The organism is Faecalibacterium sp. i21-0019-B1 (genome assembly GCF_042852915.1).
Lineage (GTDB): Bacteria > Bacillota > Clostridia > Oscillospirales > Ruminococcaceae > Faecalibacterium > Faecalibacterium taiwanense.
In genome coordinates, this window is record NZ_AP031425.1 from 164,330 (window position 1) to 188,454 (window position 24,125).

Annotated in this window: 23 protein-coding genes; 17 read left to right on the plus strand and 6 right to left on the minus strand. The window is 59.2% G+C overall.

Annotation, left to right across the window (positions count from 1 at the left end; translation table 11 throughout):
* Positions 1–46 precede the first annotated feature (46 nt).
* Positions 47–769 carry a LytTR family DNA-binding domain-containing protein gene (locus ACGHP1_RS00795; protein WP_154255750.1) on the plus strand — a complete coding sequence of 241 codons (723 nt, stop codon included), beginning with the start codon at positions 47–49 and terminating at the stop codon, positions 767–769.
* 53 nt (positions 770–822) lie between these two features.
* Here ACGHP1_RS00795 and ACGHP1_RS00800 read toward each other — a convergent pair whose 3' ends face one another.
* Together ACGHP1_RS00800 and ACGHP1_RS00805 are read right to left on the minus strand one after the other, a co-directional pair.
* Positions 823–1,809, minus strand: coding sequence for a glycosyltransferase (locus tag ACGHP1_RS00800; RefSeq protein ID WP_390507230.1), 987 nt, complete (start codon positions 1,807–1,809; stop codon positions 823–825).
* 188 nt (positions 1,810–1,997) lie between these two features.
* Positions 1,998–2,648 (minus strand): HAD family phosphatase, encoded by a 651-nt coding sequence (locus tag ACGHP1_RS00805; RefSeq protein WP_097781135.1) that lies wholly within the window; start codon positions 2,646–2,648, stop codon positions 1,998–2,000.
* A gap of 146 nt (positions 2,649–2,794) precedes the next feature.
* On the opposite strand from ACGHP1_RS00805, the gene ACGHP1_RS00810 reads away from it, so the two are divergent.
* From ACGHP1_RS00810 to ACGHP1_RS00820, 3 genes are all read left to right on the plus strand, one after another.
* A complete protein-coding gene (locus tag ACGHP1_RS00810) occupies positions 2,795–3,985 on the plus strand; it encodes a patatin-like phospholipase family protein (protein ID WP_097774552.1) in 1,191 nt (396 codons plus the stop codon).
* Entirely contained in the window at positions 3,972–5,573 is a 1,602-nt protein-coding gene (locus tag ACGHP1_RS00815; protein WP_005943743.1) for a phosphoenolpyruvate--protein phosphotransferase, read from the plus strand. The genes ACGHP1_RS00810 and ACGHP1_RS00815 overlap by 14 nt, the downstream gene beginning before the upstream one ends.
* A 253-nt stretch (positions 5,574–5,826) precedes the next feature.
* Positions 5,827–7,989, plus strand: coding sequence for a hypothetical protein (locus tag ACGHP1_RS00820; RefSeq protein WP_390507233.1), 2,163 nt, complete (start codon positions 5,827–5,829; stop codon positions 7,987–7,989).
* A gap of 115 nt (positions 7,990–8,104) precedes the next feature.
* Here ACGHP1_RS00820 and ACGHP1_RS00825 read toward each other — a convergent pair whose 3' ends face one another.
* Together ACGHP1_RS00825 and prmA are read right to left on the minus strand one after the other, a co-directional pair.
* Complete coding sequence (locus ACGHP1_RS00825; RefSeq protein WP_097774554.1) at positions 8,105–8,848, minus strand: 16S rRNA (uracil(1498)-N(3))-methyltransferase; 744 nt, start codon at positions 8,846–8,848, stop codon at positions 8,105–8,107.
* Positions 8,849–9,087: 239 nt separating this feature from the next.
* A complete protein-coding gene (gene prmA / locus ACGHP1_RS00830; RefSeq protein ID WP_005943732.1) occupies positions 9,088–10,002 on the minus strand; it encodes a 50S ribosomal protein L11 methyltransferase in 915 nt (304 codons plus the stop codon).
* Positions 10,003–10,320: 318 nt separating this feature from the next.
* Between prmA and ACGHP1_RS00835 the strand changes: the two genes are divergently transcribed.
* The 11 genes from ACGHP1_RS00835 to sstT all read left to right on the plus strand — a co-directional run bounded on the left by ACGHP1_RS00835 (position 10,321) and on the right by sstT (position 21,023).
* Positions 10,321–11,787, plus strand: coding sequence for a PTS transporter subunit EIIC (locus ACGHP1_RS00835; protein ID WP_120080414.1), 1,467 nt, complete (start codon positions 10,321–10,323; stop codon positions 11,785–11,787).
* A gap of 164 nt (positions 11,788–11,951) precedes the next feature.
* The gene (locus ACGHP1_RS00840) at positions 11,952–12,551 is read left to right on the plus strand and encodes a GNAT family N-acetyltransferase (RefSeq protein WP_097781140.1); all 600 of its coding nucleotides are present in this window, start codon (positions 11,952–11,954) and stop codon (positions 12,549–12,551) included.
* A gap of 122 nt (positions 12,552–12,673) precedes the next feature.
* On the plus strand, positions 12,674–13,219 hold the full coding sequence (locus ACGHP1_RS00845; RefSeq protein WP_005943722.1) for a twin-arginine translocation signal domain-containing protein: 546 nt from the start codon (positions 12,674–12,676) through the stop codon (positions 13,217–13,219).
* Between the two features lie 315 nt (positions 13,220–13,534).
* Complete coding sequence (locus ACGHP1_RS00850; protein ID WP_082210864.1) at positions 13,535–14,428, plus strand: phosphate ABC transporter substrate-binding protein; 894 nt, start codon at positions 13,535–13,537, stop codon at positions 14,426–14,428.
* Between the two features lie 124 nt (positions 14,429–14,552).
* Complete coding sequence (gene pstC, locus ACGHP1_RS00855; protein ID WP_332375801.1) at positions 14,553–15,464, plus strand: phosphate ABC transporter permease subunit PstC; 912 nt, start codon at positions 14,553–14,555, stop codon at positions 15,462–15,464.
* Positions 15,457–16,314 (plus strand): phosphate ABC transporter permease PstA, encoded by an 858-nt coding sequence (pstA, locus tag ACGHP1_RS00860; protein WP_097774559.1) that lies wholly within the window; start codon positions 15,457–15,459, stop codon positions 16,312–16,314. Before pstC ends, pstA begins: the two co-directional genes overlap by 8 nt.
* Positions 16,315–16,486: 172 nt before the next feature.
* A complete protein-coding gene (pstB, locus tag ACGHP1_RS00865) occupies positions 16,487–17,254 on the plus strand; it encodes a phosphate ABC transporter ATP-binding protein PstB (RefSeq protein ID WP_097774560.1) in 768 nt (255 codons plus the stop codon).
* A gap of 14 nt (positions 17,255–17,268) precedes the next feature.
* On the plus strand, positions 17,269–17,937 hold the full coding sequence (gene phoU / locus ACGHP1_RS00870) for a phosphate signaling complex protein PhoU (protein WP_390507238.1): 669 nt from the start codon (positions 17,269–17,271) through the stop codon (positions 17,935–17,937).
* A 398-nt stretch (positions 17,938–18,335) separates the two neighbouring features.
* On the plus strand, positions 18,336–18,725 hold the full coding sequence (locus ACGHP1_RS00875; protein WP_390507240.1) for a helix-turn-helix transcriptional regulator: 390 nt from the start codon (positions 18,336–18,338) through the stop codon (positions 18,723–18,725).
* A 200-nt stretch (positions 18,726–18,925) separates the two neighbouring features.
* Positions 18,926–19,429, plus strand: coding sequence for a GNAT family N-acetyltransferase (locus tag ACGHP1_RS00880; protein ID WP_097774563.1), 504 nt, complete (start codon positions 18,926–18,928; stop codon positions 19,427–19,429).
* A gap of 346 nt (positions 19,430–19,775) precedes the next feature.
* Positions 19,776–21,023: a serine/threonine transporter SstT gene (gene sstT / locus ACGHP1_RS00885; RefSeq protein ID WP_347563029.1), complete on the plus strand. Its 1,248-nt coding sequence runs from the start codon at positions 19,776–19,778 to the stop codon at positions 21,021–21,023.
* A gap of 188 nt (positions 21,024–21,211) precedes the next feature.
* Here sstT and ACGHP1_RS00890 read toward each other — a convergent pair whose 3' ends face one another.
* A complete protein-coding gene (locus ACGHP1_RS00890) occupies positions 21,212–21,748 on the minus strand; it encodes an ECF transporter S component (protein WP_390507243.1) in 537 nt (178 codons plus the stop codon).
* A 78-nt stretch (positions 21,749–21,826) separates the two neighbouring features.
* Complete coding sequence (locus tag ACGHP1_RS00895) at positions 21,827–22,213, minus strand: hypothetical protein (protein WP_390507244.1); 387 nt, start codon at positions 22,211–22,213, stop codon at positions 21,827–21,829.
* 14 nt (positions 22,214–22,227) lie between these two features.
* Between ACGHP1_RS00895 and ACGHP1_RS00900 the strand changes: the two genes are divergently transcribed.
* A complete protein-coding gene (locus ACGHP1_RS00900) occupies positions 22,228–23,079 on the plus strand; it encodes a transketolase (RefSeq protein WP_097774567.1) in 852 nt (283 codons plus the stop codon).
* A gap of 1 nt (position 23,080) precedes the next feature.
* A complete protein-coding gene (locus ACGHP1_RS00905) occupies positions 23,081–24,028 on the plus strand; it encodes a transketolase family protein (protein WP_223388352.1) in 948 nt (315 codons plus the stop codon).
* The last annotated feature ends 97 nt before the right edge of the window (positions 24,029–24,125 follow it).

Sequence of the window (24,125 nt, forward strand, 5' to 3'; positions counted from 1 at the left end):
CTGCGCAAAAATCAAGGCGGGCGGCTGGCGGAAAGGAGAATGTGAGATGGTATTTCACATTGCGGTATGCAGCCCGGACGCGGCCTTGCGCAGCGGGCTGGAACGCCAGTGCATGGAATATTTTGCCCGGCGGCAGGATGCGTGCATCGTGCAGCAGCTGCCGGATGCAGATGCGCTGCTGCGCCGGGACACCGAGGGAGAACGGTTTGACCTGTATCTCATCGAGCTGGGCGCTGTAGCGGCCCCGGCAGGGCTTTCGGCGGCTGCGGAGCTGCGCCGCCGGGGCCGCAGGGCTCCGCTGGCCTTTGCGGCCCGCACACCGGCCCACGCCTACAGTGCTTTCCGGGTGGATGCCATGCAGTATCTGCTTCTGCCGGTGCACCAGCAGGAGCTTTCGGCCCTGCTTGCCCGCGCCACCGAGCCGGAGTACGGCCCGGCAATGACCGTTGTCACCGCCGAAGGCCTGCGGGCGCTGGCCTATGCGCAGATCGAATATCTGGAGTGCACCCACCATGTGGTGCACTTCCATCTGCTCAGCGGCGAGGATGTGGTGTCCCTTTCGCTGCGGGTGTCCTTTGCCGAGGTAGCAAAGCCGCTGCTGGAAGACGGGCGTTTTTTGCAGCCGCACCGCTCCTATGTGGTCAATCTGGCGGCGGCACAGCTGCTGACGGCGGGCGAGCTGCAGATGTGCAGCGGTGCGCGCATCCCCATCCCGCGCGGACGGGAGGGTGCAGTGCGCGAAGCCTTCCGCAGCTGGATCGACCGGTAAAATGGCAAACAAAAAAGAGCCGCTTTCACGGCTCTTTTTTTCGTGCCCGGAGATCAGGCATCAGGTTCGGTTTTGTGTTTCTTTTCCTTGTCGGAAGCATCCAGAACACCAAAGCCCCAGTGGTTGGCCATGTCCATGATGATCTTCTGGGGAGAACCGGAGGGATAGGCGTTCTCGGAGAACGCGGTCAGGAATTTATACAGCTGCGGCTGCACCTGATCGTACAGGCCCAGCTTTGTGTACAGCTCCTTGTAATAGCGGAACACCTGCAGTTTGTTCTGCACGATGGAAGCCAGATTGATCTGGGTGTGGCAGATGCTCTGGGGGTTCTGCACATAGTGGTAGCCCGCTTTGGAAATGGATACGAAAACATTGGCGTACAAAATGTATTCCAGGTTGAAAACCAGATCTTCGGCCCAGCGCACCTCGCTGGTGAACTGAAGATGATGGTCTGCCAGAATATCCCGGCGGTAGAGCTTGTTCCACAGCACGCTGTAGAAGAAGGATGCGGGCTTCTCCATCAGGCGCAGGGCAAAGGTATCGCGGTCGTAGATGCCCTCGGGCAGGAAGCCGTATTCACGGATATCATCAGGCTTTTTCTCGGCATCGATGCCAAGGTTCTCCTGCAGGTTTTCCAGTGCCTGCGTGGCCTTGGAAGAGTTGGCGGGAATCACCATCCAGTAAGGTGCAATGACCAGATCGGCGTTGTTCGCTTCGGCGGCAGTCACCAGCCGCTCGGTAAAATCAGGGTCGAGATAATCGTCGCTGTCCACAAACTGCACATACTTGCCCTTTGCAAGGGACATGCCGCAGTTGCGGGTTTCCGACACACCGGAATTGGATTTGTCCACCAGAACGATGCGGGGGTCCTTTTCACGGAATTGCTCACAGATGGAAAAGCTTTCGTCCCGGGACCCGTCGTTGACCAGAATGACCTCGATATCCTTCCATGTCTGGGCACAAATGCTCTCCAGACAGCGGGCAACACTATTCTGCACGTTGTACACAGGCACGATAATGCTGACGAGTGGGTTGTTCATGACGGAAGGTCTCCTCTTTACGGATATTATACCTTTATATTGAAAATCACAGAGTGTATTCTCACAAATGAGGACACTTCCCCCTTGGGGCAGTCCTATTTATAATATCATACTCTTCTTGCGCACAAAATGCAAGAGCAAAGAAGGATCAGATAAAGAAAAGAACCGCACGCTGCGGCCCTTTTTTCTTACACACGTGTCCAGTCCAGCGCATCCCACCGGGGCACGAACTGGCTGCAGATGCGGCGCATCTCCGGCTCGTCGGCGGCAGAGGTGCGGTCTGCGATGCCAATGACGTAATACCCGGCCTTGTGGGCGGTGGCGGCGGCGTATACGGCATCCTCGCACACGGCGCAGGCGGCGGGGTCTGCACCGCCCAAACGGCTCATGCACTCAAAGAACACCTCCGGGCGGCTTTTGTGCAGCACGCCCTGCGCTTCCACGATGAAGGAGAAATACTGCGCGATGCCCAGCCGGGTAAGCACGGTGCGGCACTGTTCGGCCCAGGTGTTGGAGCAGATGCACATGCGTGCGCCCTCGGCCTGCAGCTTTGCCAGCATCGTGCGCACGCCGGGTTTCAGCTCCACGGTCTCGTACAATTCGGCGATCACCTCGCGCATCACGGAAAAATAGCTTTCCTCGGTCAGCGGCAGGCCGTACTCCCGGATCAGATACTGTGCGCCCTCCTGCATTCCCATGTTCAGCAGTGTGGCGCGCAGATCCCCCCGCGGGGTGCGGCCATAGCGGCGCAGCAGTGCGTCGGGGGCACCCTCCCACACCACGGTCATGCTGTCGGTCAGGGTGCCGTCCATATCAAAGATCCATTGCTTGCAGTGCATTAGAATGCCTCCTTTTGAAATCCTGACAAGTATACCATGTTTCTTTGCCGGGAGAAAGGCATCAATTTACAAAAAACGGAAGAAATTTCTCTGGAAATATGCTATAATCTGAACAAAACCGGAAACGATCAAAGGAGGCGGATGCAATGGATGAACGCAGTGCGCCGTGCAAAGCTCTGGTGCTGGCGGGCGGCGGAGCCAGGGGCAGCTATCAGGTGGGTGTGTGGCGCGCGCTGATGGAGCTGGACTGGCACCCGCAGATCATTACCGGCACCAGCGTTGGCAGCCTGAACGGTGCCATGTTCGTGCTGGACCAGTACGAGACGGCCCGCGATATGTGGCTGGCCATCCGCAGCAAGGATGTGATGGAGCTGCCGGAGGAGGATGCCGACCTTTCGGCCCTGCACCAGTTCCTGCGCAGCGTGGTGAAAGCCGGCGGCATGGATGTGACCCCGCTGGAAGAGATCGTGGAGCGGGTGCTGGACGAGGATGCCCTGCGCGCGGCGCCCATCCGCTTCGGCCTTGTCACGGTGGAGCAGCGGGGCTTAAAGCCCCGGGAGCTGACGCTGGACGAGATCCCGGCAGGAAAGGTCAAGGACTACCTGATGGCCTCCGCTGCCTGCTTCCCGGCGCTGCGTGCGCGGGAGATCGACGGGGTCAAGTTTCTGGATGGCGGCTACAGCGACAACATGCCCACCGGTCTTGCCAAACGCATGGGCGCGGATGAACTGGTGTGCGTCGATCTGGAAGGCGTGGGCATCACCCGCCCCAACCTCACCGGCCTGCCCACCGTGATGGTGCGCAGCTACTGGGAGCTGGGCGATATCCTGCACTTTGACCCCGACACCGCCCGCCGCAACATCGAGCTGGGCTACTATGATACCCGCCGCGCTATGGGATATCTGCGGGGGTGTGCCTATGCTGTCTCCTGTGATGCCCAGAGCTGCGCGGATGCTGCTGCGTTCCACGCAAAATTTGAGCGGGTGCAAAAGGCCGTGCGGGAGAAATACCCGGTCACCCTGACGGCGGATGCGGCCCTGCTGCTGGCCAAGATGAAGGATGCCGACCTTGCCCCGCTGGAAGCCGCCGCGGAAGATGCCGGTGTGGACCCGGCCCATTACTACACCACCCATACTTTGTGCGATGCATTCCTTGCAAAGTGCGATCAGGCACGGATGCAGAGCTTTGCGCCGCTGTTTGAGGGCAGTGCCGATGCGGCGCGGGCCGCACTGGCCGCGCTGCTGCCCAATACCTTTTTGCAGGCGCTGGTCTGGCGCACCCTGACCACGCCGGAAGCCGAGCTTTTGCCGGAGGTGACCGAACATGAAAGTGTATAAAGGTTCCTGCGCTTCTCCCGGCCTTGTGCTGGGGCAGGTGAGCCGTCTGGAGCACCATGTGGAGACCACGACCGTGGGCCCCTTTAAACCGTCCCGGGAGCTGCAGCTGCTCACCGATGCCATCCGCACGGCGCAGGACGAGCTGGAATCCATGGCAGACCGTGCCGCACCCAGCGAGCAGGCCATCTTCCAGTTCCAGAGCATGATGCTGGACGACGAGGGCATGATGAACGAGGTGCGCTTCTGCATCAATGCAGGCATTGGCGCGGCAGCGGCCATGAATCAGGTGGGCCAGCGCTACGCCGACCAGCTGGCCAACATGAAGGATAACCCCTACATGCAGCTGCGCAGTGTGGATATCCTCGACGCAAGCCGCCGGGTCATCAACATCATCACCAACCGCCCCCGCATGTGGCTGGCGCTGGACCACCCGGTGATCCTTGCGGCAGAGCGGCTGATGCCCACCGACCTGTTCAGCGTGCCTTCCGGCATGATTTTAGGCATCATCACGGCAGAGGGCAGCGGCCAGAGCCACGCGGCCATCATTGCCCGGGCAATGAATATCCCGGGCATCGTGCAGGTGGGCCGGGATTTTCTGGACGACTGCGACGGCCGCACCGTGATTTTGGACGCCACCGGGGGCCAGTGCACGCTGGACCCGGACGCTGCCGCCCGCCAGCAGGCCGAGACCCGCATCTGCGAGCTGCAACGGGAGAACGAAGAGATGGGGCAGCTGCATGCTCTGCCCAACAGGACAAAGGACGGCCAGCCCTTTGAGCTGCTGGCCAACTGCTTTGGGCCGGAGGACATCGACACGGCCATGCAGTCCGGCGCACAGGGCGTGGGCCTGCTGCGCACCGGCTACATGATGCTGCCGGGCCGCATCCTCGATGAGCAGGAACAGTATTTCTTCTACTGCTCCTGTCTTGCTGCCGCCAAGGGCTGCCCGGTAACGGTGCGCACCTTCGACTTTGGCTCAGACCGCACCATTTCCGACGCCTATCAGGGCCTGCAGTCTTCCAAGCTTGGCCTGCGGGGCATCCGCAACAGTCTGCGCCAGCCCCACCAGTTCGAGACGCAGCTCTGTGCACTGCTGCGCGCCGCCGCCCGCGGCCCGCTGCGGGTGATGTTCCCCATGGTGACGAATGTGGAGGACTGGGATGCAGCCATGCGTGTGGTGGAGCGCTGCCGCGAGCACCTGCGGGAGCGCGGCGTGGCGTTCAACGAAGATACAAAGTTCGGCGTGATGCTCAGCGTACCCGCTGCCTGCCTGACCGCTGAGGAATTTGTAGAGCACGGGGTCGATTTTCTTGTGGTCGGCACCAACGACCTGACCCAGTATACCCACGCGGCAGACCGTGAGCTTGCCAGCGCGGAGCACTACTACCGCCCGGCCAGCAAGGCCATGAAAAAGCTCATCACTATGGTGCTGGATGCCGCAAAGGTGCGCAATGTGCCGGTGACCATCTGCGGCCTTGCGGTGGGCAACCCGGCCAACACGGTGCAGTATCTGCAGCTGGGCCTGCGCAGCTTCTCGGTGAGCCCGCAGAACCTTTTGAATGTGAAGAAGGCCCTGCTGGAGCTCTGACGCTCCAAACCATTTTTGACACAGCAGCCCGGAACGATCTGTGGGTCGTTCCGGGCTGTTTTTTCTGCGGCTGCAAAAGCATTCTCTCTTCCATTTTTTTACAGAACGCACGAAAAAACGGGGGGGTCCAAAAGGTTCGTACAGAATGAAGATTGCGCCTTGTTGCAGAAGTGCTATACTTTAAATGTTTAAAACGTGCGGGCAGGCGAAAAAGGCTTGCATGCACGAAAAAAGCGAGAGAGGAGTCATCTTTATGAAGAAGTTTGGCACACGGCTCATCAGTGCGGTACTTGCAGGCTGCATGATGACCTCTGTCCTTCCCGTGAGCGCATTTGCTCTGGAGGGAAGTGCAGAATTTGAACGCACTGTGAGCGCACAGGAAAATTCCGATGCGCCTGCAGAGCCCTCCGGAGAGGTGGCAGCGGCCTGCCCCCTGACCGGCGGCGAGACCATCAACAAGAAGTTCATTGAAGAGCATGGCGGCAGCAAGGTTTATTCCATAAGCGGTACCTATACAGAGGGGATCGTGATCGACGCTGAGGACGAGGATGTGGTCATCAACGTCACCGGAGAAACGACCTTTGATAAGGGTGGGCACAGTCACAATAACGACTATGCGACCTTTATTACAGTCTGCAGAGCCAATAGCGTGACCGTCAACGCTGAGGGGCAGACCATCACGACGGCAGAGGGCCTCGCCTACAGCCGTTGCTTCTATGCCGCAGACACCTTCACGGGCACCGCAGTGCTTAACGGCGGCAACTATAACTGGCAGTGTGACGACATCTCCGCATGCTATCTGCTCGGCGGCAACTGGACGTTTGACGATCTCACCCTGAAAACCTTCCGGTGTGCTATTGAAACAGATAAGGGAGCCAATGTGGGAGCCAATGTGACCGTCAATGGCGGCACCTACGACTGCCACGATAGCTTCAGCGCGACGTTTTTGATCCAGAATTCCCCCAACTCGTCCTTCAATGGTGTGACAGCCTCCGGCGCGGGCTGGGTCCTGAGCACCAACAACAGTTGGGTCGATGTCGTCGGCGGCTCTTACTCCCGCAATAAGGCCAAGGATTACCCAGACCGTCCGACGCTGCGCGCCGCCAAAGGTGCAACGCTGAACGTCACAAATGCCAATGTCACCGGAACCTACTGCGATGTGTTTGTGCTTAGTGCCACCGCCAACCTTTTCGGCGGTACTTATACCAACACCAACGAGTATCTTGATTCTTACTGCACGTCCCCTGCACTGAAGGTATGGGAAAACGGCACATTGAGCGTCAATGGTGCCACTGTGGAGTGCAGGGGCGGCAATGCTGCCATTTCTTCGGGCGAACCGGCAGGGTCGAAGCACTGTTATGATCAGTATGACAATGGCGGCAAGCTGGTCGTTGAGAACTGCACGATCAAAAACAGCAAATACGGCATTTATCTCGGTCCGGACAGCAGCACCTCCGCAGAGCTGAAGAGCGCCACGTTTGAGAATAACGAGAGCGATATTTACCTCGAGTCCGACAAGGAGATCACCATCAGCGATACCTTTACCACCCAAGCCACCATCAAGGTTGCCGACCCGGAAGAAGGCCGTCAGCTCACGGTCGCAGGCAATGCAAACAAGCTGCACCTTAAGGGCCAGAACGAGAACTACCGCGTGGCGTATGACAAGGCACAGCACTATTATTACCTGACCCAACGGGCACCCGGCTACACCCTGACCGCCAAGGATGCCACGGCAACGATCAAGGTCGGGGGCGTTGACACTAAGGTTGACCCCAATGACGAGATCTACGAAGGCACCCCGGTCACCCTGACCGCAGACCCAGCCCCCGATGGACAGAAGTTCGCAGGCTGGGCCGGGATCGTGATCTTGAACGGCGTTGTACAGAATGAAATGAATGACCTGCTGAGCTTCCCCAATGAGGAGGACCATACCACGGCGAACTTTGAAATGCCCAAAGGCAACGTGACGGTCAGAGCCGTGTACGAAGCCGTGGACCCCGTGGAGCCGCCTGTGGACCCGGTAGACCCGGTGGACCCGGTGGGCCCCGTGGACCCCGTCCTGCCCGGTGTCATCATCGGCGGCGCTGTAATCCTGGGTGCCTATGAGACCGGCACCGGCATCTACCGTCTGATGAACATGCAGGGCATCCCCCTGCCGTCTGACCGCATCGAGCTGGCAGAGCTGGTCTGGGAGCGTGCAGGCAAGCCGGAGCCGCAGAACATGACCGATGAGGACCTGTATGCGGACATTGACGCCGCCGACACCGATGCCCAGAAGGCTGCACACTGGATGGTGGAGCAGGAGCTGATGAAGTTCGACGAGGACAACAACAAGTTCCATCCGTGCTTCCCGGTCAGCAAGCTGCGCGTCTGCCTTACTTGGCAGAATGCAAAGGACAAGGGTCTCATTGACTGATCTGCCCTGCGTCTGCACAGCGGAACAATAAAAAAACAAGGGGCCGCTCCTTTCCGGGAGCGGCCCCTTGTTGCTGTCCGGAAGGCCCGCAGGCGCTGCCGGGCAGCACAAAGCATTATTCCAGATTCCCCGTCAGGGTCATGACGGACGCAAGCACCGCCAGCGGGGCGGTCTCGCACCGCAGGATGCGGGGGCCAAGGCCCACCGTTCTGGCACCGGCCTTTGCAGCCATCTCGGCTTCCTCGGCGGCAAAGCCGCCCTCGGCACCAGTCACGATGGCGATTTTCAGTTTTTCACCATCGGCGGGCTTTGCTGCGGCCAGCAGGTCGCGCAGGGGCGCGCCGCCGCACTCGTAGCAGAACAGCACAAGGTCGTACTGTGCAAAGGTGCGGCACACGGCCCCGAAGTTTGCCAGCGGCAGGGCCACATCCGGCAGAATGCCCCGGCCGCACTGCTTGGCGGCTTCCACCGCAATGCGGTTGTAGCGCTCGTTCTTCTGCTCCTCTTTTTTGGGCGCCGCCACGCAATACCGGCTGAAGAAGGGCACGATGTGGGCTGCGCCCAGCTCCACGCCGTGCTTGATGATCTGCTCCAGCTTGTCCTGCTTGGGGTAACCGGCCAGCAGAGTGACCTCCACGCTGGGTTCGGCGGCGCTGGGATAGCCCGGCTCCACCCGGAACTCCACACACTCATCGCCAAAGCCGGTGATGGTGGCGGTGTATTCCACGGCATTGCCGTCGCATAGAATGACAGTATCGCCCAGCCTTGCGCGCATCACGCGGGCAAGATGGTGGGCATCGGCCCCGCGCAGGGTGGCGGTGCCGTCAGAGATCTCGGTGGTAAAATAACGGTGCGGCATAGTGGTTCTCCTTAAACGTCCTCGCCCTCTCAGTCTTTGCTTCGCAAATCCAGATTCCCCCTTTTGTCACCTACGGTGACATCTTCCCCCGGCCGGGGGAAGTCTTTCCTCAAAGTGGGAGCCCTTGGCAGTCCACGCAAACTTCATCTCTTTGCCAAGGCCTCTCCCTTTGGGAGAGGTGGCACCGAAGGTGACGGAGAGGGCAAGCCAGCTGAAAGAAATCATGAAAGCTTCTGTAATTACGCTTTCTTGCAGACGATGCACTCCCAGCCGCGCTTCTCCTTCACTTCCACAACGGCAAGGCCGGCTTTTTCCAGCCCGGCGATCACTTCGTCCTTGCGGCTGTCGATGATGCCGCTGGCAATAAAGGTGGCACCCTCCGCCATCAGGCCGGGCACGGCAGGAGCCAGAGACAGGATGGCATTGGCCACGATGTTGGCGGTGATGATATCGTATTTGCCGCTGGCCTTATCGGAAAGGTCGCCCACCAGCACGGTCAGCTTGTCCTGCACGCCGTTCAACGCGGCGTTCTCGCCTGCGGTGCGTACGGCCACAGGGTCGATGTCCACGCCCTCGGCCACGGCAGCGCCCAGCTTCAGCGCCGCAATGGCAAGGATACCGCTGCCGGTGCCGATGTCCAGCACCCGCTCGCCGCCGGTCACCCGCTCGTCCAGCGCTTCCATGCACAGGCTGGTGGTCTCGTGGCCGCCGGTGCCGAAGGCAAGGCCCGGGTCAAGGATCAGCTTTACCCGGTCGGTGTCGTACTGCTGCCACGAGGGCACCACCGCCAGACGTTTGCCGATTTCCAGGGGGTGATAATACTTGCGCCAGCCGTTCTGCCAGTCCTCCTGCTCCACGCCCTCGGTCTCTACGGTGTAGGCGATGTTTGCAGCTTCCATGCGGGCGGCAATGAGGGCCAGCGTTTCCACGGGGGAAGCGCCCGGCTCCAGATACATATGGATGATAACGGTATCGCGGGGCTTGTCCAGCAGCTCCTGCTCGATCAGATCCACATGGGCGATCTCGGCCACCTGCTGCTCGATGTCGCTGTAGTCTTCGATATAGATGCCGCCCTCGGCGATCATGGTGGCAACGGCTTCGGCGTTGTCGGCGTCGGCCTTGGCCACGGTCAGGCGGATATCAGTCCATTCCATAAAATAAACCTCCTTCGGGTTCCCGCTTTTCTTATAATAGTATAGTACCCGATTCGGCTGTGGGATGCAAGCCTTTGGGCAAAATGTACGTAAAAAGAAAAGAATTTTCAACACAAAGACGACCCTTGTGCGGAAAACCCAAAAATTATCGACTGAAAAACTGCCAAATGAGGACTTTTGATGCATTTTGATAGAAAAAAGGCGAAAGGGACTTTCTTTTTTTGCGGAAATATGTTACTATTCTATTACGGAATTATGGACGGCCTGCAACCAGAGGCGTCTGTAAACACAAACATTTCTTAAGGAGGAATGTGCTTTATGATGAAGTATCTCCAGAAACTGGGCAAAGCTTTGATGCTTCCCGTCGCGGTCCTGCCGATCTGCGGCATCCTGATGGGTCTTGGTTATGCCCTCGCTCCGGGCGTTATGGGCGTTCCCGGTGCAGCAACCTCCGGTGCAGCTTACACCGTTGGCTTCCTGCTGGTCAAGGCAGGCGGCGCTCTGATCGATAACATGGCATGGCTGTTTGCCATTGGTGCCGCTGTCGGCCTTGCTGACAACGACGGCACCGCAGGTCTGGCCGGTCTGGTCAGCTTCCTGATGATGCAGCAGCTGCTGAACCCCGGTGTGGTCGGCATGGTCCGTCACCTGGAAGAAGGCACTGCTACCTACATCGCCTTCCAGAAGGTCGCCGGCAACTCCTTCATCGGCATTCTGGCCGCTGTTGTGGGCGCTGCCTGCTACAACAAGTTCAAGGATATCCAGCTGCCTGACTGGCTGGCATTCTTCTCCGGCAAGCGCTTCGTTGCAATCGCTACCGGTCTGATCTCCATTCTGGTGTCCGTTGTTCTGCTGTTCGTCTGGCCCGTCATCTTCGACGCTCTGGTCGCAATCGGCAACGGCATCGCTGGCATGGACGGCATCGGCGCCGGCATCTACGCCTTCCTGAACCGTCTGCTCATCCCCACCGGTCTGCACCACGCTCTGAACAACGTGTTCTGGTTCGACACCATCGGTCTGGGCGACCTGAGCCACTTCTGGGCTGGCGAGACCTCTGCTGATGTGGGCTGGAGCCTTGGTATGTATATGTCCGGCTTCTTCCCCTGCATGATGTTCGGTGTCCTGGGCGCTGCTCTGGCTATGGTCAAGACCGCTAAGAACAAGAAGGCCGCCATCGGTCTGGTTCTGTCCGCTGCCATCTGCGCATTCGTCTGCGGCGTTACCGAGCCCTTCGAGTTCGGCTTCATGTTCCTGTGCTTCCCGCTGTACGTTGTGTACGCAGCCCTGTACGGCATCTTCACCATCATCACCTACTACTCCGGTTTCCGTGCTGGCTTCTGCTTCTCTGCAGGCGCTACCGACCTGGTGTTCTCTGCATCCCTGCCCGCAGCTGCCAAGACCTGGATGATCATTCCTCTGGGCATCGCAGCCTTCGTGGTGTTCTACGCAGTGTTCTACTTTGCTATCACCAAGTTCGACCTGAAGACCCCCGGCCGTGAGGACGAGGACGAAGAGGCCGAGAAGAAGGTCGTTCTGGCAAACAACAACTACACCGAAGTTGCTTCCGCTGTTCTGGCTGCTGTCGGCGGCAAGGAGAACGTGAAGGAAGTTGGTTACTGCGCAACCCGTCTGCGCTTTGAGGTCAAGGATAACGCCAAGGTGGACGAGAAGGCTGTCAAGGCCGCTGGTGCTGCCGGTGTCATCCGCCCCAGCAAGAACGCTTGCCAGGTGATCATCGGCACCAAGGTTCAGTTCGTGTACGACGAGCTGAAGAAGATGCTGTAACGCACACAGCATTCTGAACGGAGTTTGTGCGGGAGACTGGTTGCTCCTGCATTCCCATAAAAGCCGCCGGGAGAAGGGCAGAACCTGCCGCTCCCGGCGGCTTTTTGCGTTCCCGCGCGGAGTGTGCTATACTGGTTCAAAAGGCAGATACGGGAGGAAAAACCATGAGCAAAGTGTACAGCTGGCGGAAACTGAACGAAAAAGAACTGACGCGGGTCTATCTGGACGAAATGCGGCGGGACTTCCCGCCCACGGAGCTAAAGCCCCTGAGCATGATCCTGAACAGCGAAGCGGACGGCACAGCCCACACATGGGGCGTGTTTGACGGCGAAACACTGGCGGCGTACCTGCTCATGGTGCGCCCGGCAGGCAGCAGGGTGAGCCAGCTGGATTACTTTGCCGTGCTGCCGGAATACCGTGCTGCAGGGCTGGGCGCGCAGCTGCTGGCCGACCTGCCGCAGCACGAGCGGGGTGCGCAGGCCATCCTCATTGAGGCCGAATGCCCGGATAAGGCGGAGGACGAGACAATGGCGGTGCGGCGGCTGGGCTTTTATGCCCGGTGCGGCGCGCGGGACACCGGCTTCACCGAGCACCTGTTTGATGCATGGTTCCGCATTCTGGTGCTGGACTGCCCGGGTGCCGGTACCTTTGCGGACCGGCAGGCCGTGGATGCCCTGGTGGACTGCTACCGCCGCACCATCAGCGAGACCGAGTGGCAGAAGTACGTGCAGTTCTACTGCCCGGACGGAACAAAATACTGCTGAGCAGAAGGCGCTCTGTGCAAATTATGTGTACAGAGCGCCTTTTTGTCATATTTTTGTTGACAGACTCCCAAAAAGTGGTACGCTAAAAGCACAGAAAAACGCTTTTAGAGGAGGGCAATGTTATGGCAGAAAAAATGACCCGGCGTACCTTTATGAAGAGCGCAGCAGCTGCGGCTGCAGCGATCTCTTTGTCCGGCGTGCTGACCGGCTGCGGCGGCAGCGGTCAGCTGGCAGACGACGAGGTCCAGATCGGACCCTTCACCGTGAAGGTCTTTGGTCTGGATGTGGATCTGGGCACGGAATCCGGCACGGACAAGGGTGCCATCACCGGCAAGGTGAGACTGCGCTATGACGCCGGCGGCGGCAGCTGGCAGGGCGGACAGTACGGCGACATGTTCCAAGCTTCCGTGGGCGAAGCAAAGCTGAAGCAGGTATCCCCCGCCGGGACTTTCTTTGTCTCCGACACGCTGTTGGGTAAGCCCTTTGCCACAGAGGAAAAAGATCTGAGGCTGAACTTCCCCGATGCAGAAATCAAGGAAGCTTACCGGAATGGTCAGCCTGCGGTGCTGAAGATCGTCATCAACGGCATCAGCGAGACGTTGTTCCTTGTCAAGAAGAATGGCGGCTATGCAGCCACCAAGACTCTGCCTTCCCTTACCACGGTTTGACCCGCAGACCCTTTTGCCCCGAGCATTCTTTGAAAGAGTGCCCGGGGCTTTTTGTCGTTTTGCCCAGCCGGAAAATGGCATTTTCGGCATATTTATCCTGTTTGTAAAATTTGAGTACAGGCTTTTCATGCCGGCTTTACGCAGGCTTGACACAGCCGCCGGAGCCTGTGCAAAAGCTTTACCTCCATTTTGCGCGTACATGGTCGCAGCGCACACGGCGGTGCGGTACAATAAGGCCGTTCCCAAGGAAAACACATAGAAACAAGAAAACATCGGCCGAAAATGCATTTCGGCATTTATTGGAGGAAAAGGGTTATGAAAAAGATCACTCGTCGTTCGTTTATCACTGTCTGCGGCGCTGCTGCTGCGGCTATGGCTCTGACCGCCTGCGGCGGCGCCGCCTCTTCCACTGTGGCATCCTCTGCTGCAGAGTCCACCTCTTCTTCTGCCGCTGCTGAGACCGCTGCAGGCACCCTGTCCGGCAATGTAGCTACCGGCGGTTCTACCTCTATGAAGAACGTCATCGCAGCCCTGACCGAGGGCTTTGCCGAGGTGGAGCCGGGTGTCACCGTCAGCTACGACCCCACCGGTTCCGGCGCAGGCATCACCGGCGCTACCGATAAGACGCTGGACATCGGCCTGTCCTCCCGCGCCCTGAAGGACGACGAGAAGAACGACGTGGACGGCACCACCGTGGCTCTGGACGGCATCGCCATCGTTGTCAACAAGGCCAGCAAGGTGGCAGACCTGACCGTGGACCAGCTGAAGCAGATGTTCACCGGCGAGATCACCAACTGGAAGGATGTGGGCGGCGACGACGGCGAGATCGTTCTGGTGGGCCGCGAGGCCGGTTCCGGCACCCGTGATGGCTTTGAGAGCATCGTGGACGTGAAGGACAGCTGCAAGTACGCACAGGAGCTGACCGCTACCGGCGCTGTCATCAGCGCTGTGGAGGCCAATCCTCTGGCTGTCGGCTACGCTTCCCTGTCCGCTGTGGGCGACACCGTCGCCATGGTCACTGTGGAGGGTGTGGAGTGCAGCGAGGACACCGTGAAGGACGGCAGCTACAAGATCCAGCGTCCCTTCGTGTTCGTCACCAACAAGAGCGTGACCCTGTCGGAGCAGGCACAGGCCTTTGTGGACTTTGCCACCAGCAAGGACGCTGCCGACCTCATCCGCACCGCAGGCGCTGTGCCGGTGAACGAGTAATTACCGGGTGGTTTGCCGGGGAAAACTCCCCGGTGAACCGCCTGCCCCGCATCTGAACAAGAAAACTGCCGCGTCGGGCTGCCGTTTCTGCGGGCCGACGCGGCTTTTATAAAGGATTTCAGCTATGAACAAAAAATCCTATCTGAGCCGGGTGCGGCTGCCCCGCACACCCGCCGAATGGCTGGAAGCGGTGATGAACTTCATCTTCTTCCTGTGCGGTATGCTGGCGGTGGGCTGCGTGGTGCTCATCTCGGTGTACATGGTGATCTCCGGCGTGCCGGCCATCCACAAGATCGGCCTGTTCCAATTCCTGCTCGGCACAAAGTGGGCCTCCACGGCAGCCCAGCCGCTGTTCGGCATCCTGCCGTTCATCCTTTCCAGCATCTACGGCACGCTGGGCGCTGCCATCATCGGTGTGCCCATCGGCCTGCTGACGGCGGTGTTCCTCTCCAAGGCCGCCGACCCCAAGCTGCGCACCGTGGTGGTTACTGCCATCGAGCTGCTGTCCGGCATCCCCAGCGTGGTGTTCGGCCTGCTGGGCATGCAGGTGCTGGTGCCCGCCGTGGCAAAGACCTTCGGCAAGGCTTCCGGTGCCTGCCTGCTGAGCGCAATCGTGGTGCTTTCCATCATGATCTTGCCCAGCATCGTGTCCGTGTCGGTCACGGCGCTGAACGCCGTGCCGCCGGAGTATGAGCAGGGCAGTTTGGCACTGGGTGCCACCGACACCGAAACATGGTTCAAGATCAGCATTCCGGCAGCCAAAAGCGGCATTGCCGCAGGCATTGTGCTGGGCATCGGCCGTGCCATCGGCGAGGCCATGGCGGTGATGATGGTGGCAGGCAACAGCCCCAACATGCCGGACAGTCCCTTCCGCAGCGTCACCTTCCTGACCACCGCCATCGCCAAGGAGATGAGCTATGCCGGCGGTCTGCAGCGGCAGGCGCTGTTCAGCATCGCGCTGGTGCTGTTCGTCTTTATCATGATCATCAATGTTGTGCTGAACGTTGTGCTGAAGGGAGGAAGCCGGGATGAATAAGGGCCTTTCGCCTTCCCGTCAGATGTGGAACCGGGTCATGACCGCACTGGTCTGGGCCAGCGCCGTTCTGGTGATGGTTCTGGTGGCCGGTATCATCGGCATGGTGCTGGTGCGGGGCATCCCCCACATCAGCTGGAAGTTCCTTTCCACCACCGCCAGTGTGCTGAAAAAGACCGACGGCATCCTGCCTGCCATCCTCAACACACTGTATGTCATTGTGCTGACATTACTGATCGTACTGCCTCTGGGCGTGGGCGCGGCGGTCTACCTGACCGAGTATGCCTCCAACCGGCGGCTCATCGAGGTCATCGAGTTCACCAACGAAACGCTGGCGGGCATCCCCAGCATCATCTACGGTCTGGTGGGTATGCTGGTGTTCAGTCAGGCGCTGGGCTTCCAGACCTGTCTGCTGTCCGGTTCGCTCACGCTGGTGGTCATGAACCTGCCCACCATCATCCGAACCACGCAGGAATCCCTCAAGACGGTGCCGCAGGGCTACCGTGAGGGTGCCATGGGCTTGGGTGCAGGCAAATGGCACATCATCCGCACCATCGTGCTGCCCTGCAGCATCGACGGCATCGTGACCGGCTGCATTCTGGCTGTGGGCCGCATCGTGGGCGAAAGTGCCGCCCTGCTTTTCACCGCCGGTGCCGCAGAGGTCATTGCCAAGAGTGTGGCCAAAGCCTACACCTCCAACGGTGCCACCCTGTCGGTGCTGCTGTACCTGCGTGCCTTTGAGGACGGCGATTTTGCTTCCGCATGGGGCATCGGTGCGGTGCTGCTGGTGCTGGTGCTGGCCATCAACCTTGCGGCGCGGCTGGCAAAGACCAAGCTGAAACAGAAACAGTAAAATTTGATTTTACTGTTCAAAATGGCCTCCGCATTCGCTCTGGCCATGAATCGCGGAAAAATTATTTTTAATTTCGTAGATTTGAAAAATCTGCGGATTTTTCAAATCTACCTTTTCACGGGAAGGGTCGAAACGGTAAACTTCCTGTTGAAATTCAACAATGAGGTACTCTATGGAAAACACGAACATGCCGGTGATATCGGCAAAAGACCTGAACCTCTGGTACGGCGACTTCAAGGCGCTGAAAGGCATCTCGCTGGACGTGGGCGAGCGGGAGATCACCGCTCTCATCGGCCCTTCCGGCTGCGGCAAGTCCACCTTTTTAAAGACCCTCAACCGCATGAACGACCTTGTGCCGAATGTGCGCATCGAGGGCGATGTGCGGCTGAAGGGCGAGGACATCTTTGCCCGGGAAATGCAGCTCACCGACCTGCGCCGCCGGGTGGGCATGGTGTTCCAGAAGGCCAATCCCTTCCCCATGAGCATTTACGACAACATCACCTACGGCCCCAAGCTGCACGGCGTGCGCAATAAGGCTGAGCTGGACGAGCTGGTGGAAAGCAGCCTGCGGGGCGCGGCCCTGTGGGACGAGGTGAAGGACCGCCTGAAAAAGAGCGCGCTGGGCCTTTCCGGCGGACAGCAGCAGCGTTTATGCATCGCCCGTGCACTGGCGGTGAAGCCCGAAGTGCTGCTGATGGACGAGCCCACCAGCGCATTGGACCCCGGCTCCACCATGAAGGTGGAGGAGCTGATGAGTGAGCTGAAGAAGAACTACACGGTGGTCATCGTTACCCACAACATGCAGCAGGCGGCCCGTATCAGTGACCGCACCGCCTTCTTCCTGCTGGGCGAGCTGGTGGAAGTGGGCCCCACGGCGCAGATCTTCAGCGCACCGCAGGATAAACGCACCGAGGACTACATTTCCGGTCGGTTCGGTTAAAGGAGGAAACAGCTATGAGTATCCGTAAACAGTACGACACCGATTTGGAATCGCTGAAAAATTCGCTGACCGAAATGGGCCGCAACTCTGCCGATGCCGTGGAGAACGCTTTGGAAGCGCTCTGCGTTGCTGATGCCGATGCAGCTGCGGCCATCGTGAAGGGGGATGCCCGCATCAACAATATGGAGCGGGATATCGAGCACCGCTGCATGACGTTGCTGCTGCGTCAGCAGCCGGTGGCAGGCGATCTGCGCCGCATCTCCACCGCCATGAAGGTGGTCACGGATATTGAGCGCATCGGCGACCATGCCGCCGACATCGCCGAGATCATCCCCCACCTTGTCACCGTCCGCAAAGAGGGCGACCCGGCGGTAAGTCAGGCCATTGCCATGGGCAAAAAGGCCCACCAGATGATCCTGGATGCCCTTGCCGCCCTGACGGCAGAGGACGAAAATGCCGCCCGCAGGGTGATCGCCGCAGACGACGAGGTGGATTACGACTTCAACGCCATCAAGCATCAGCTGGCGCAGGAGATCGCCGAAGATCCCGGCAAGGTGGACGCAGCGCTGGACCTGCTGATGGTCATTAAGTATCTGGAGCGCATCGGCGACCACGCCGTGAATGTGGCCGAGTGGGTGCAGTTCGTGCGCACCGGCCGCTATAAGGACGAGAGCATGTTCTGAGCATTTCCCTTCCTCATTTTTGAGGGTTCGTGTTTTCTTTATTTCTCCTGAAAAAGGCCGTTTCTGCCCGGTGCGGAAGCGGTCTTTTTCTGCAGGACGAAAACCCTCTCAGGCTCACTGCGTTCGCCAGCTCCCCCGAAGGAGGGAGCTTTTAAGCATCTACCGGTTCGTGCCGATAAAGCTCCCCCTTCGGGGGAGCTGGCACGCCGTTAGGCGTGACTGAGAGGGGGCTGACTCCTACAACGAAAATTGACTAAAAATTTTTTAGCTTTCTGCAATATTCCGGTGCGTCGGTTCGTATCTGAGGTGTAGGGCGGCAGGAGCCGCCATTCCCTGTGCGGCGGGCGTCCGACATCCCCCAGTCCCCGCCCGCCGCACCCTTTACGGAGGAAACGCAGATGACACAGACGAATCTTATCCTGCCGGAAGTCAGGGCCGGAACGGTCAGCCGCGAAGCACTGGTGCAGGCGGCACTCAAAGAGATCACCCAGAATTACCGCGAAGCAAGCCTTTCCAACGTGGCACGGGAGTACGGCGTTTCGCTGGCATATGTCAGCGAGTGCGTGCGTGCCCAGACCGGACGCACCTATAAGGAATTGCTGCAAAAGCACCGTATGGAGACCGCTGCCCGCATGCTGCGCCGCAGCGACATGAACATCCAGCAGATCATTTCTCTGGTGGGCTACGAGAACACCAGCTATTTCTACCGCCTGTTCCACGAGCGGTATGGTCTCAGCCCGCGGGAATACCGGCTGGTGCGCACCGGCCATGGCCGCGCCAGCGCATAAGGTACTTGCTTTAAAAGCAGGGACTGCTGCACATCGTTTTAGCCGAAAGTGCAGCAGCCCCTGCTTTTTGCCGTTTTGGAGCATTTTAAGGTACTTTGGTGCGGGAACTGGATTTTTATGGTAATTTGTAGTACAATAAGAACAATTCTCAAAGTGCTGTGCCGGACCGAGCGCAGCGCAGAAAAGACGAGGTGGAATGAATGTTTCGTGGAGCAGTGAGAGGGGATCTGCCCCAGATCCTGAAGATCTATGCCCATGCACGTGCAGTCATGAAGGCATCTGGCAACCCGACCCAGTGGGGGGATAATTTCCCGCCGCAGGAACTGCTGGAGGAGGATATCGACTCGAACCGGTTGTTCCTCTATGTGGTCAACGGCCAGATCGAGGCCGTATTTGCATTTATTCTGGGGGCGGACCCCACCTACGCCGCCATTGAGGACGGCCAGTGGCTGGACGATACCCTGCCCTATGGCACGGTGCACCGTCTGGCATCGGCCGGAAAGCACAAGGGCGTGGCATCGGCAGTGCTGGACTGGAGCATGGAGCACTGCCAGAGCCTGCGTGCCGACACCCACGCCGACAACAAGATCATGCAGCATCTGCTGGAAAAGAACGGCTTTACCCGCTGCGGCATCATCCATGTGGCAGACGGCTCGCCCCGCTTTGCCTACCAGAAGCTTGCCCCCACCCAGCCGCTGGGTTGAAACAGAATACACCCCCAAAGAGCCCCGGTCTGCGGATGCAGAGCCTGCCATGCAGGACTGCGCACGCAGGCTTTTTTGTTTGCCCCCGCTCGCTCCGCCCTGCGCCGCTCGACGGTGACGGAGAGAACGAAGCCGCGAACGGTTAAATCTGTCCTTGCTGCAAATACAGATCGGCGGAAAACCCCCATGGGCACCGACCTGAATGCAAATTTGTGAACGAAAAATGTCTGAAAACGCTTTCATTTCTCTGCCGTATGTGCTATAATAACACCCGTCCTTGTGTAAGAGACAGGAAGCTGTACGCCATTGGCGTACAATAGGAAAGAGGAGTGTCTATATGAAAACGTTGAATAAGGCAGTTGCCCGTTACAACGGCATCAGCCTGATCGTTCGCATTCTGATCGGCCTGATCATTGGTGCGGTGCTGGCTCTGGTGGCCCCCGGTGCAGGCTGGGTGGGTGAACTGGGCAGCCTGTTCGTTGGCGCACTGAAGGGCATCGCCCCGGTGCTGGTGTTCGTGATTGTGGCAAGTGCTCTGGCACAGGGCTCTTCCAAGCTGGACCGCCGCTTCGGCACGGTCATCTGGCTGTACATGCTCACCACCTTTCTGGCTGCGGCCATCGCAGTGGTGACCAGCTTTATGTTCCCGGTCACGGTCGTGCTGGCAGACGCTGCCCAGTCGGACGTGGTGCCGCAGGGTCTGGGCGAAGTGATGGGCACTCTGCTCACCAACTTTGTGGCAAACCCCGTCAGTGCCATCATGAGCGGCAACTACATCGGCATCCTGTTCTGGGCCTGCATGTTCGGCGTGGCCATGAAGAAGATCGGCTCTGACACCACCAAGACCTTTATGGCAAACACCGCCGATGCGGTCTCCCAGATCGTGCGCTGGATCATCAATCTGGCACCCTTCGGCATCATGGGTCTGGTCTACACCAATGTTTCCGGCAACGGCCTTGCCATCTTTACCCAGTACGGCAAGCTGCTGGCTCTGCTGGTGGGCACCATGCTGTTCATGGCCCTCATCGTCTCCCCCTTCATCATGTTTATCTATCTGGGCTGCAACCCCTATCCGCTGGTGTTCCGCTGCCTGCGTGAGTCCGGCCTGACCGCCTTCTTCACCCGCAGCTCCGCCGCCAACATCCCCGTGAACATGGCCCTGTGCGAAAAGCTGGGTCTGGACAAGGATATGTACTCCGTCTCCATCCCGCTGGGTGCCACCATCAACATGGACGGTGCCGCCATCACCATCACCATCATGACGCTGGCCGCTGCTAACACCTTGGGCATTCAGGTGTCTCTGCCTGCAGCCATCGTGCTGAGCGCTATGAGCGCTCTGGGTGCCTGCGGTGCTTCCGGCGTGGCCGGCGGTTCCCTGCTGCTGATCCCCATGGCCTGCTCCCTGTTCGGCATCTCCAACGATGTCGCCATGCAGATGGTGGGTGTCGGCTTCATCATCGGCGTGGTGCAGGACTCTGTTGAGACTGCCCTGAACTCTGCCGGTGACGTGGAGTTCGCTGCCACTGCAGAGTATCATCAGTGGAGCAAGCAGGGCAAGCCCCTGCCGGAGTTCCTGACCGGTAAGAAGAACTGAAAAATTTAAAAATATAGAAAAGGGCTGTTACCAAGAACTCCCTCAGTCACGGCTTCGCCGCGCCAGCTCCCTCACGGAGGGAGCCTGACATGACGGTAAGCTGTGAAGCCTCCCTCATTGAGGGAGGTGGCATCGCATAAGCGATGTCGGAAGGAGTTTGGCAACAGCCCTTTTTGCGTATCGGGAACTCAGTCAATGAACTTTGCCTTCTGCAGAGCAATCAGAATCAGCGGGATGAGCACCAGCTGAGCCACGATGCCCGGCACGGCGGTGAGCAGCGCACCGGACAAAAACGCGCTGAACGGGAAGCTGGAACCGGTCAGGCCGGCCAGCACAAAGCGTACTGCACCCCAGACCAAACGGCCTGCCACCATGGCGGTGACAAGAGAAGCGTACATCATGGGCACGGTGTGCTTCACCTTGTGCCAGAGCACGCCGGACACAAGGCCGTAGGCGGCCAGCTCAAAGGCCATGGCAATGGCGATGGGGAACATCGGCGGCATGCCGAACAGCACCGACCGCACCAGCGGAGCAATGAAGCCCACGGCAAGGCCCCATGGGCCGCCCAGCACAAAGCCGCACAGCAGAATGGGAAAGTGCATCGGGCACAGCATGTTGCCCACCTGCGGCACATGGCCGGTGATCATGGGCAGCACAAAGGCCAGTGCAAGGAACAGTGCAGCCAGCACGAGGCTGCGGGTGGTGGAATGGGGGTTCGTTTTCATAAAAAGCTTCCTCCTTTGGCCAGACAAAAAAAGGGGTCTGCCCGGCTTACAAGCCAACGGCAGACCCCTTCGTGGTGTCTATAGCAGCAAAATAAGATGGCAGAACGCAAAGGCCCCCTGTGGGCTTTGCGCTGCACCGCTGCGTAAGCGCAGCGGTGGATAAAATGCTCCATCAGGATGGAGAACACGGGCTTCTGTCCGCACACCCGGCTTCGTGCCGGAATCTGTGAAAAATATAGCAGATGCTTCTGGCTTTGTCAAGATACGGCAAAAAGCCTGCAATTTAACCAAAAAGCGGCGGATTTCCATGAATATTTCCCCGCGTGTGTACATTTTGCATGAAGAAGCTTGACCTTTTTGCATAGAATAGCTAATATAAACTTGAAAAAGAGCGCGCTGCGGGCAGCAGGACTGCACCGGCGCTGACGAAAGGCTTTTTTGAACATGTGCAAATCTGAGGTTCATACGGGAGGACCATCATGACAAATGCAGAAAAACTTACTCTGGCCAAGCACGCCTGCCACATCCGCATGGGCGTGATCGAGGGCACGCACAGCGCAAAGTGCGGCCATCCGGGCGGCAGTCTGGATATCGCCGAGCTGCTGAGCTACCTCTATTTCGTGGAAATGAACATTGACCCGAAGGACCCCAAGAAGGCCGACCGCGACCGTCTGGTGCTGTCCAAGGGCCATGCTGCACCGGCACTGTATGCAGCGCTGGCAGAGCGCGGCTATTTCCCGGTGGAAGACCTTAAGACCCTGCGTAAGATCGGCAGCTATCTGCAGGGCCACCCCAATATGAACGAGACCCCGGGTGTGGATATGTCCACCGGCAGTCTGGGTCAGGGCGTGTCTGCCGCCTGCGGCATGGCACTGGGTGCCAAGCACGCCGGTAAGCCCATCAACGTCTACACCATCCTGGGCGACGGCGAAGTGGAAGAGGGCGAGTGCTGGGAAGCCTTTATGTTTGCCGCACACTACGGCCTTTCCAACCTGTGCGTTGTGCTGGACCGCAACCATCTGCAGATCGACGGCACCACCGAGACCGTGATGAACAGCGCCCCGCTGGAAGAGAAGCTGAAGGCCTTCAACTTCAATGTCGTCACCATCGACGGCCACGACTACGACCAGATCGAAGCCGCCATGCAGGCATTCCATGCAGAGACTGCAAAGCCCACCTGCATCATCATGGACACCACAAAGGGCAAGGGCGTTTCCTATATGACCAACTCTGTGGACTGGCACGGCAAGGGCCCCAACGATGACGAGTACAAGATCGCAATTGAGGAACTGAACGCCGCATACGCCGCGCTGGAGCAGGAGGAAAACTAAGATGGCAGATGTGAAGAAGATCGCTACCCGTGAAAGCTACGGCAACACCCTGAAGGAGCTGGCCGCCGAAGGCCACGAGGATCTGGTGGTGCTGGACGCAGACCTTGCTGCTGCCACCAAGACCGGTATGTTCCGCAAGGCTTACCCGGATCGTCATTTTGACTGCGGCATTGCCGAGGAAAACATGATGGGCGTGGCTGCGGGCCTGTCCACCATGGGCTACGTGCCCTTTGTTTCCAGCTTTGCTATGTTCGCCGCCGGCCGTGCCTTCGAGCAGGTGCGCAACTCCATTGGCTATCCCCACCTGAACGTGAAGATCGGTGCCACCCACGGCGGCATCTCGGTGGGCGAGGACGGCGCTTCCCATCAGTGCTGCGAGGACTTTGCCCTCATGCGCAGCATCCCCGGCATGACCGTGATCTGCCCCGCCGACGATGTGGAGGCCCGCGCCGCTGTGCGTGCTGCCTACGCAATGGAAGGCCCCGTCTACCTGCGCTTTGGCCGTTTGGCTGTGCCTGTGTTCCACGATGCCGAGAACTATCACTTCGAGATCGGCAAGGGCGAGCAGATCACCGAGGGCAGCGACATTGCCATCATCGCCACCGGCCTGATGGTCAACGAAGCCCGCATTGCTGCGGAGCAGCTGGCCGCTGAGGGCATCCATGCCCGGGTCATCAACATCCACACCATCAAGCCTCTGGACGAGGAGATCGTCCTCAAGGCTGCAAAGGAGTGCGGCAAGGTCATCACCGCCGAGGAGCACAATGTCATCGGCGGTCTGGGCGAGGCCGTCTGCGCCGTGCTGAGCGAGAAGCTGCCCACCCCTGTGCGCCGCGTAGGCGTGCAGGACGTGTTCGGCTGCTCCGGCCCTGCATGGGATCTGCTGAAGTTCTACGGTCTGGATGCTGCCACCATCTGCAAGACTGCCCACGAAATGCTGGGCAAATAAGCGCTTCTCCCACTGTATCTGCGCCGCCGCGTCATTTGCTGACGCGGCGGCGTTTTTGCATGCCGCAAATTTTTTTGCCAAATACTGCAGGATATGA

Bases quoted from the DNA above. Each gene is read 5' to 3' on its own strand.
- ACGHP1_RS00825 (WP_097774554.1), bottom strand. From the start codon at position 8,848: ATGCCGCACCGTTATTTTACCACCGAGATCTCTGACGGCACCGCCACC.
- ACGHP1_RS00800 (WP_390507230.1), bottom strand. From the start codon at position 1,809: ATGAACAACCCACTCGTCAGCATTATCGTGCCTGTGTACAACGTGCAG.
- ACGHP1_RS00845 (WP_005943722.1), top strand. From the start codon at position 12,674: ATGGCAGAAAAAATGACCCGGCGTACCTTTATGAAGAGCGCAGCAGCT.
- ACGHP1_RS00850 (WP_082210864.1), top strand. From the start codon at position 13,535: ATGAAAAAGATCACTCGTCGTTCGTTTATCACTGTCTGCGGCGCTGCT.
- phoU (WP_390507238.1), top strand. From the start codon at position 17,269: ATGAGTATCCGTAAACAGTACGACACCGATTTGGAATCGCTGAAAAAT.
- ACGHP1_RS00895 (WP_390507244.1), bottom strand. From the start codon at position 22,213: ATGAACCTCAGATTTGCACATGTTCAAAAAAGCCTTTCGTCAGCGCCG.
- ACGHP1_RS00805 (WP_097781135.1), bottom strand. From the start codon at position 2,648: ATGCACTGCAAGCAATGGATCTTTGATATGGACGGCACCCTGACCGAC.
- ACGHP1_RS00795 (WP_154255750.1), top strand. From the start codon at position 47: ATGGTATTTCACATTGCGGTATGCAGCCCGGACGCGGCCTTGCGCAGC.
- ACGHP1_RS00880 (WP_097774563.1), top strand. From the start codon at position 18,926: ATGTTTCGTGGAGCAGTGAGAGGGGATCTGCCCCAGATCCTGAAGATC.
- ACGHP1_RS00820 (WP_390507233.1), top strand. From the start codon at position 5,827: ATGAAGAAGTTTGGCACACGGCTCATCAGTGCGGTACTTGCAGGCTGC.
- prmA (WP_005943732.1), bottom strand. From the start codon at position 10,002: ATGGAATGGACTGATATCCGCCTGACCGTGGCCAAGGCCGACGCCGAC.
- ACGHP1_RS00810 (WP_097774552.1), top strand. From the start codon at position 2,795: ATGGATGAACGCAGTGCGCCGTGCAAAGCTCTGGTGCTGGCGGGCGGC.
- ACGHP1_RS00875 (WP_390507240.1), top strand. From the start codon at position 18,336: ATGACACAGACGAATCTTATCCTGCCGGAAGTCAGGGCCGGAACGGTC.
- ACGHP1_RS00815 (WP_005943743.1), top strand. From the start codon at position 3,972: ATGAAAGTGTATAAAGGTTCCTGCGCTTCTCCCGGCCTTGTGCTGGGG.
- pstB (WP_097774560.1), top strand. From the start codon at position 16,487: ATGGAAAACACGAACATGCCGGTGATATCGGCAAAAGACCTGAACCTC.
- ACGHP1_RS00900 (WP_097774567.1), top strand. From the start codon at position 22,228: ATGACAAATGCAGAAAAACTTACTCTGGCCAAGCACGCCTGCCACATC.
- pstC (WP_332375801.1), top strand. From the start codon at position 14,553: ATGAACAAAAAATCCTATCTGAGCCGGGTGCGGCTGCCCCGCACACCC.
- ACGHP1_RS00840 (WP_097781140.1), top strand. From the start codon at position 11,952: ATGAGCAAAGTGTACAGCTGGCGGAAACTGAACGAAAAAGAACTGACG.
- pstA (WP_097774559.1), top strand. From the start codon at position 15,457: ATGAATAAGGGCCTTTCGCCTTCCCGTCAGATGTGGAACCGGGTCATG.
- ACGHP1_RS00835 (WP_120080414.1), top strand. From the start codon at position 10,321: ATGATGAAGTATCTCCAGAAACTGGGCAAAGCTTTGATGCTTCCCGTC.
- ACGHP1_RS00905 (WP_223388352.1), top strand. From the start codon at position 23,081: ATGGCAGATGTGAAGAAGATCGCTACCCGTGAAAGCTACGGCAACACC.
- ACGHP1_RS00890 (WP_390507243.1), bottom strand. From the start codon at position 21,748: ATGAAAACGAACCCCCATTCCACCACCCGCAGCCTCGTGCTGGCTGCA.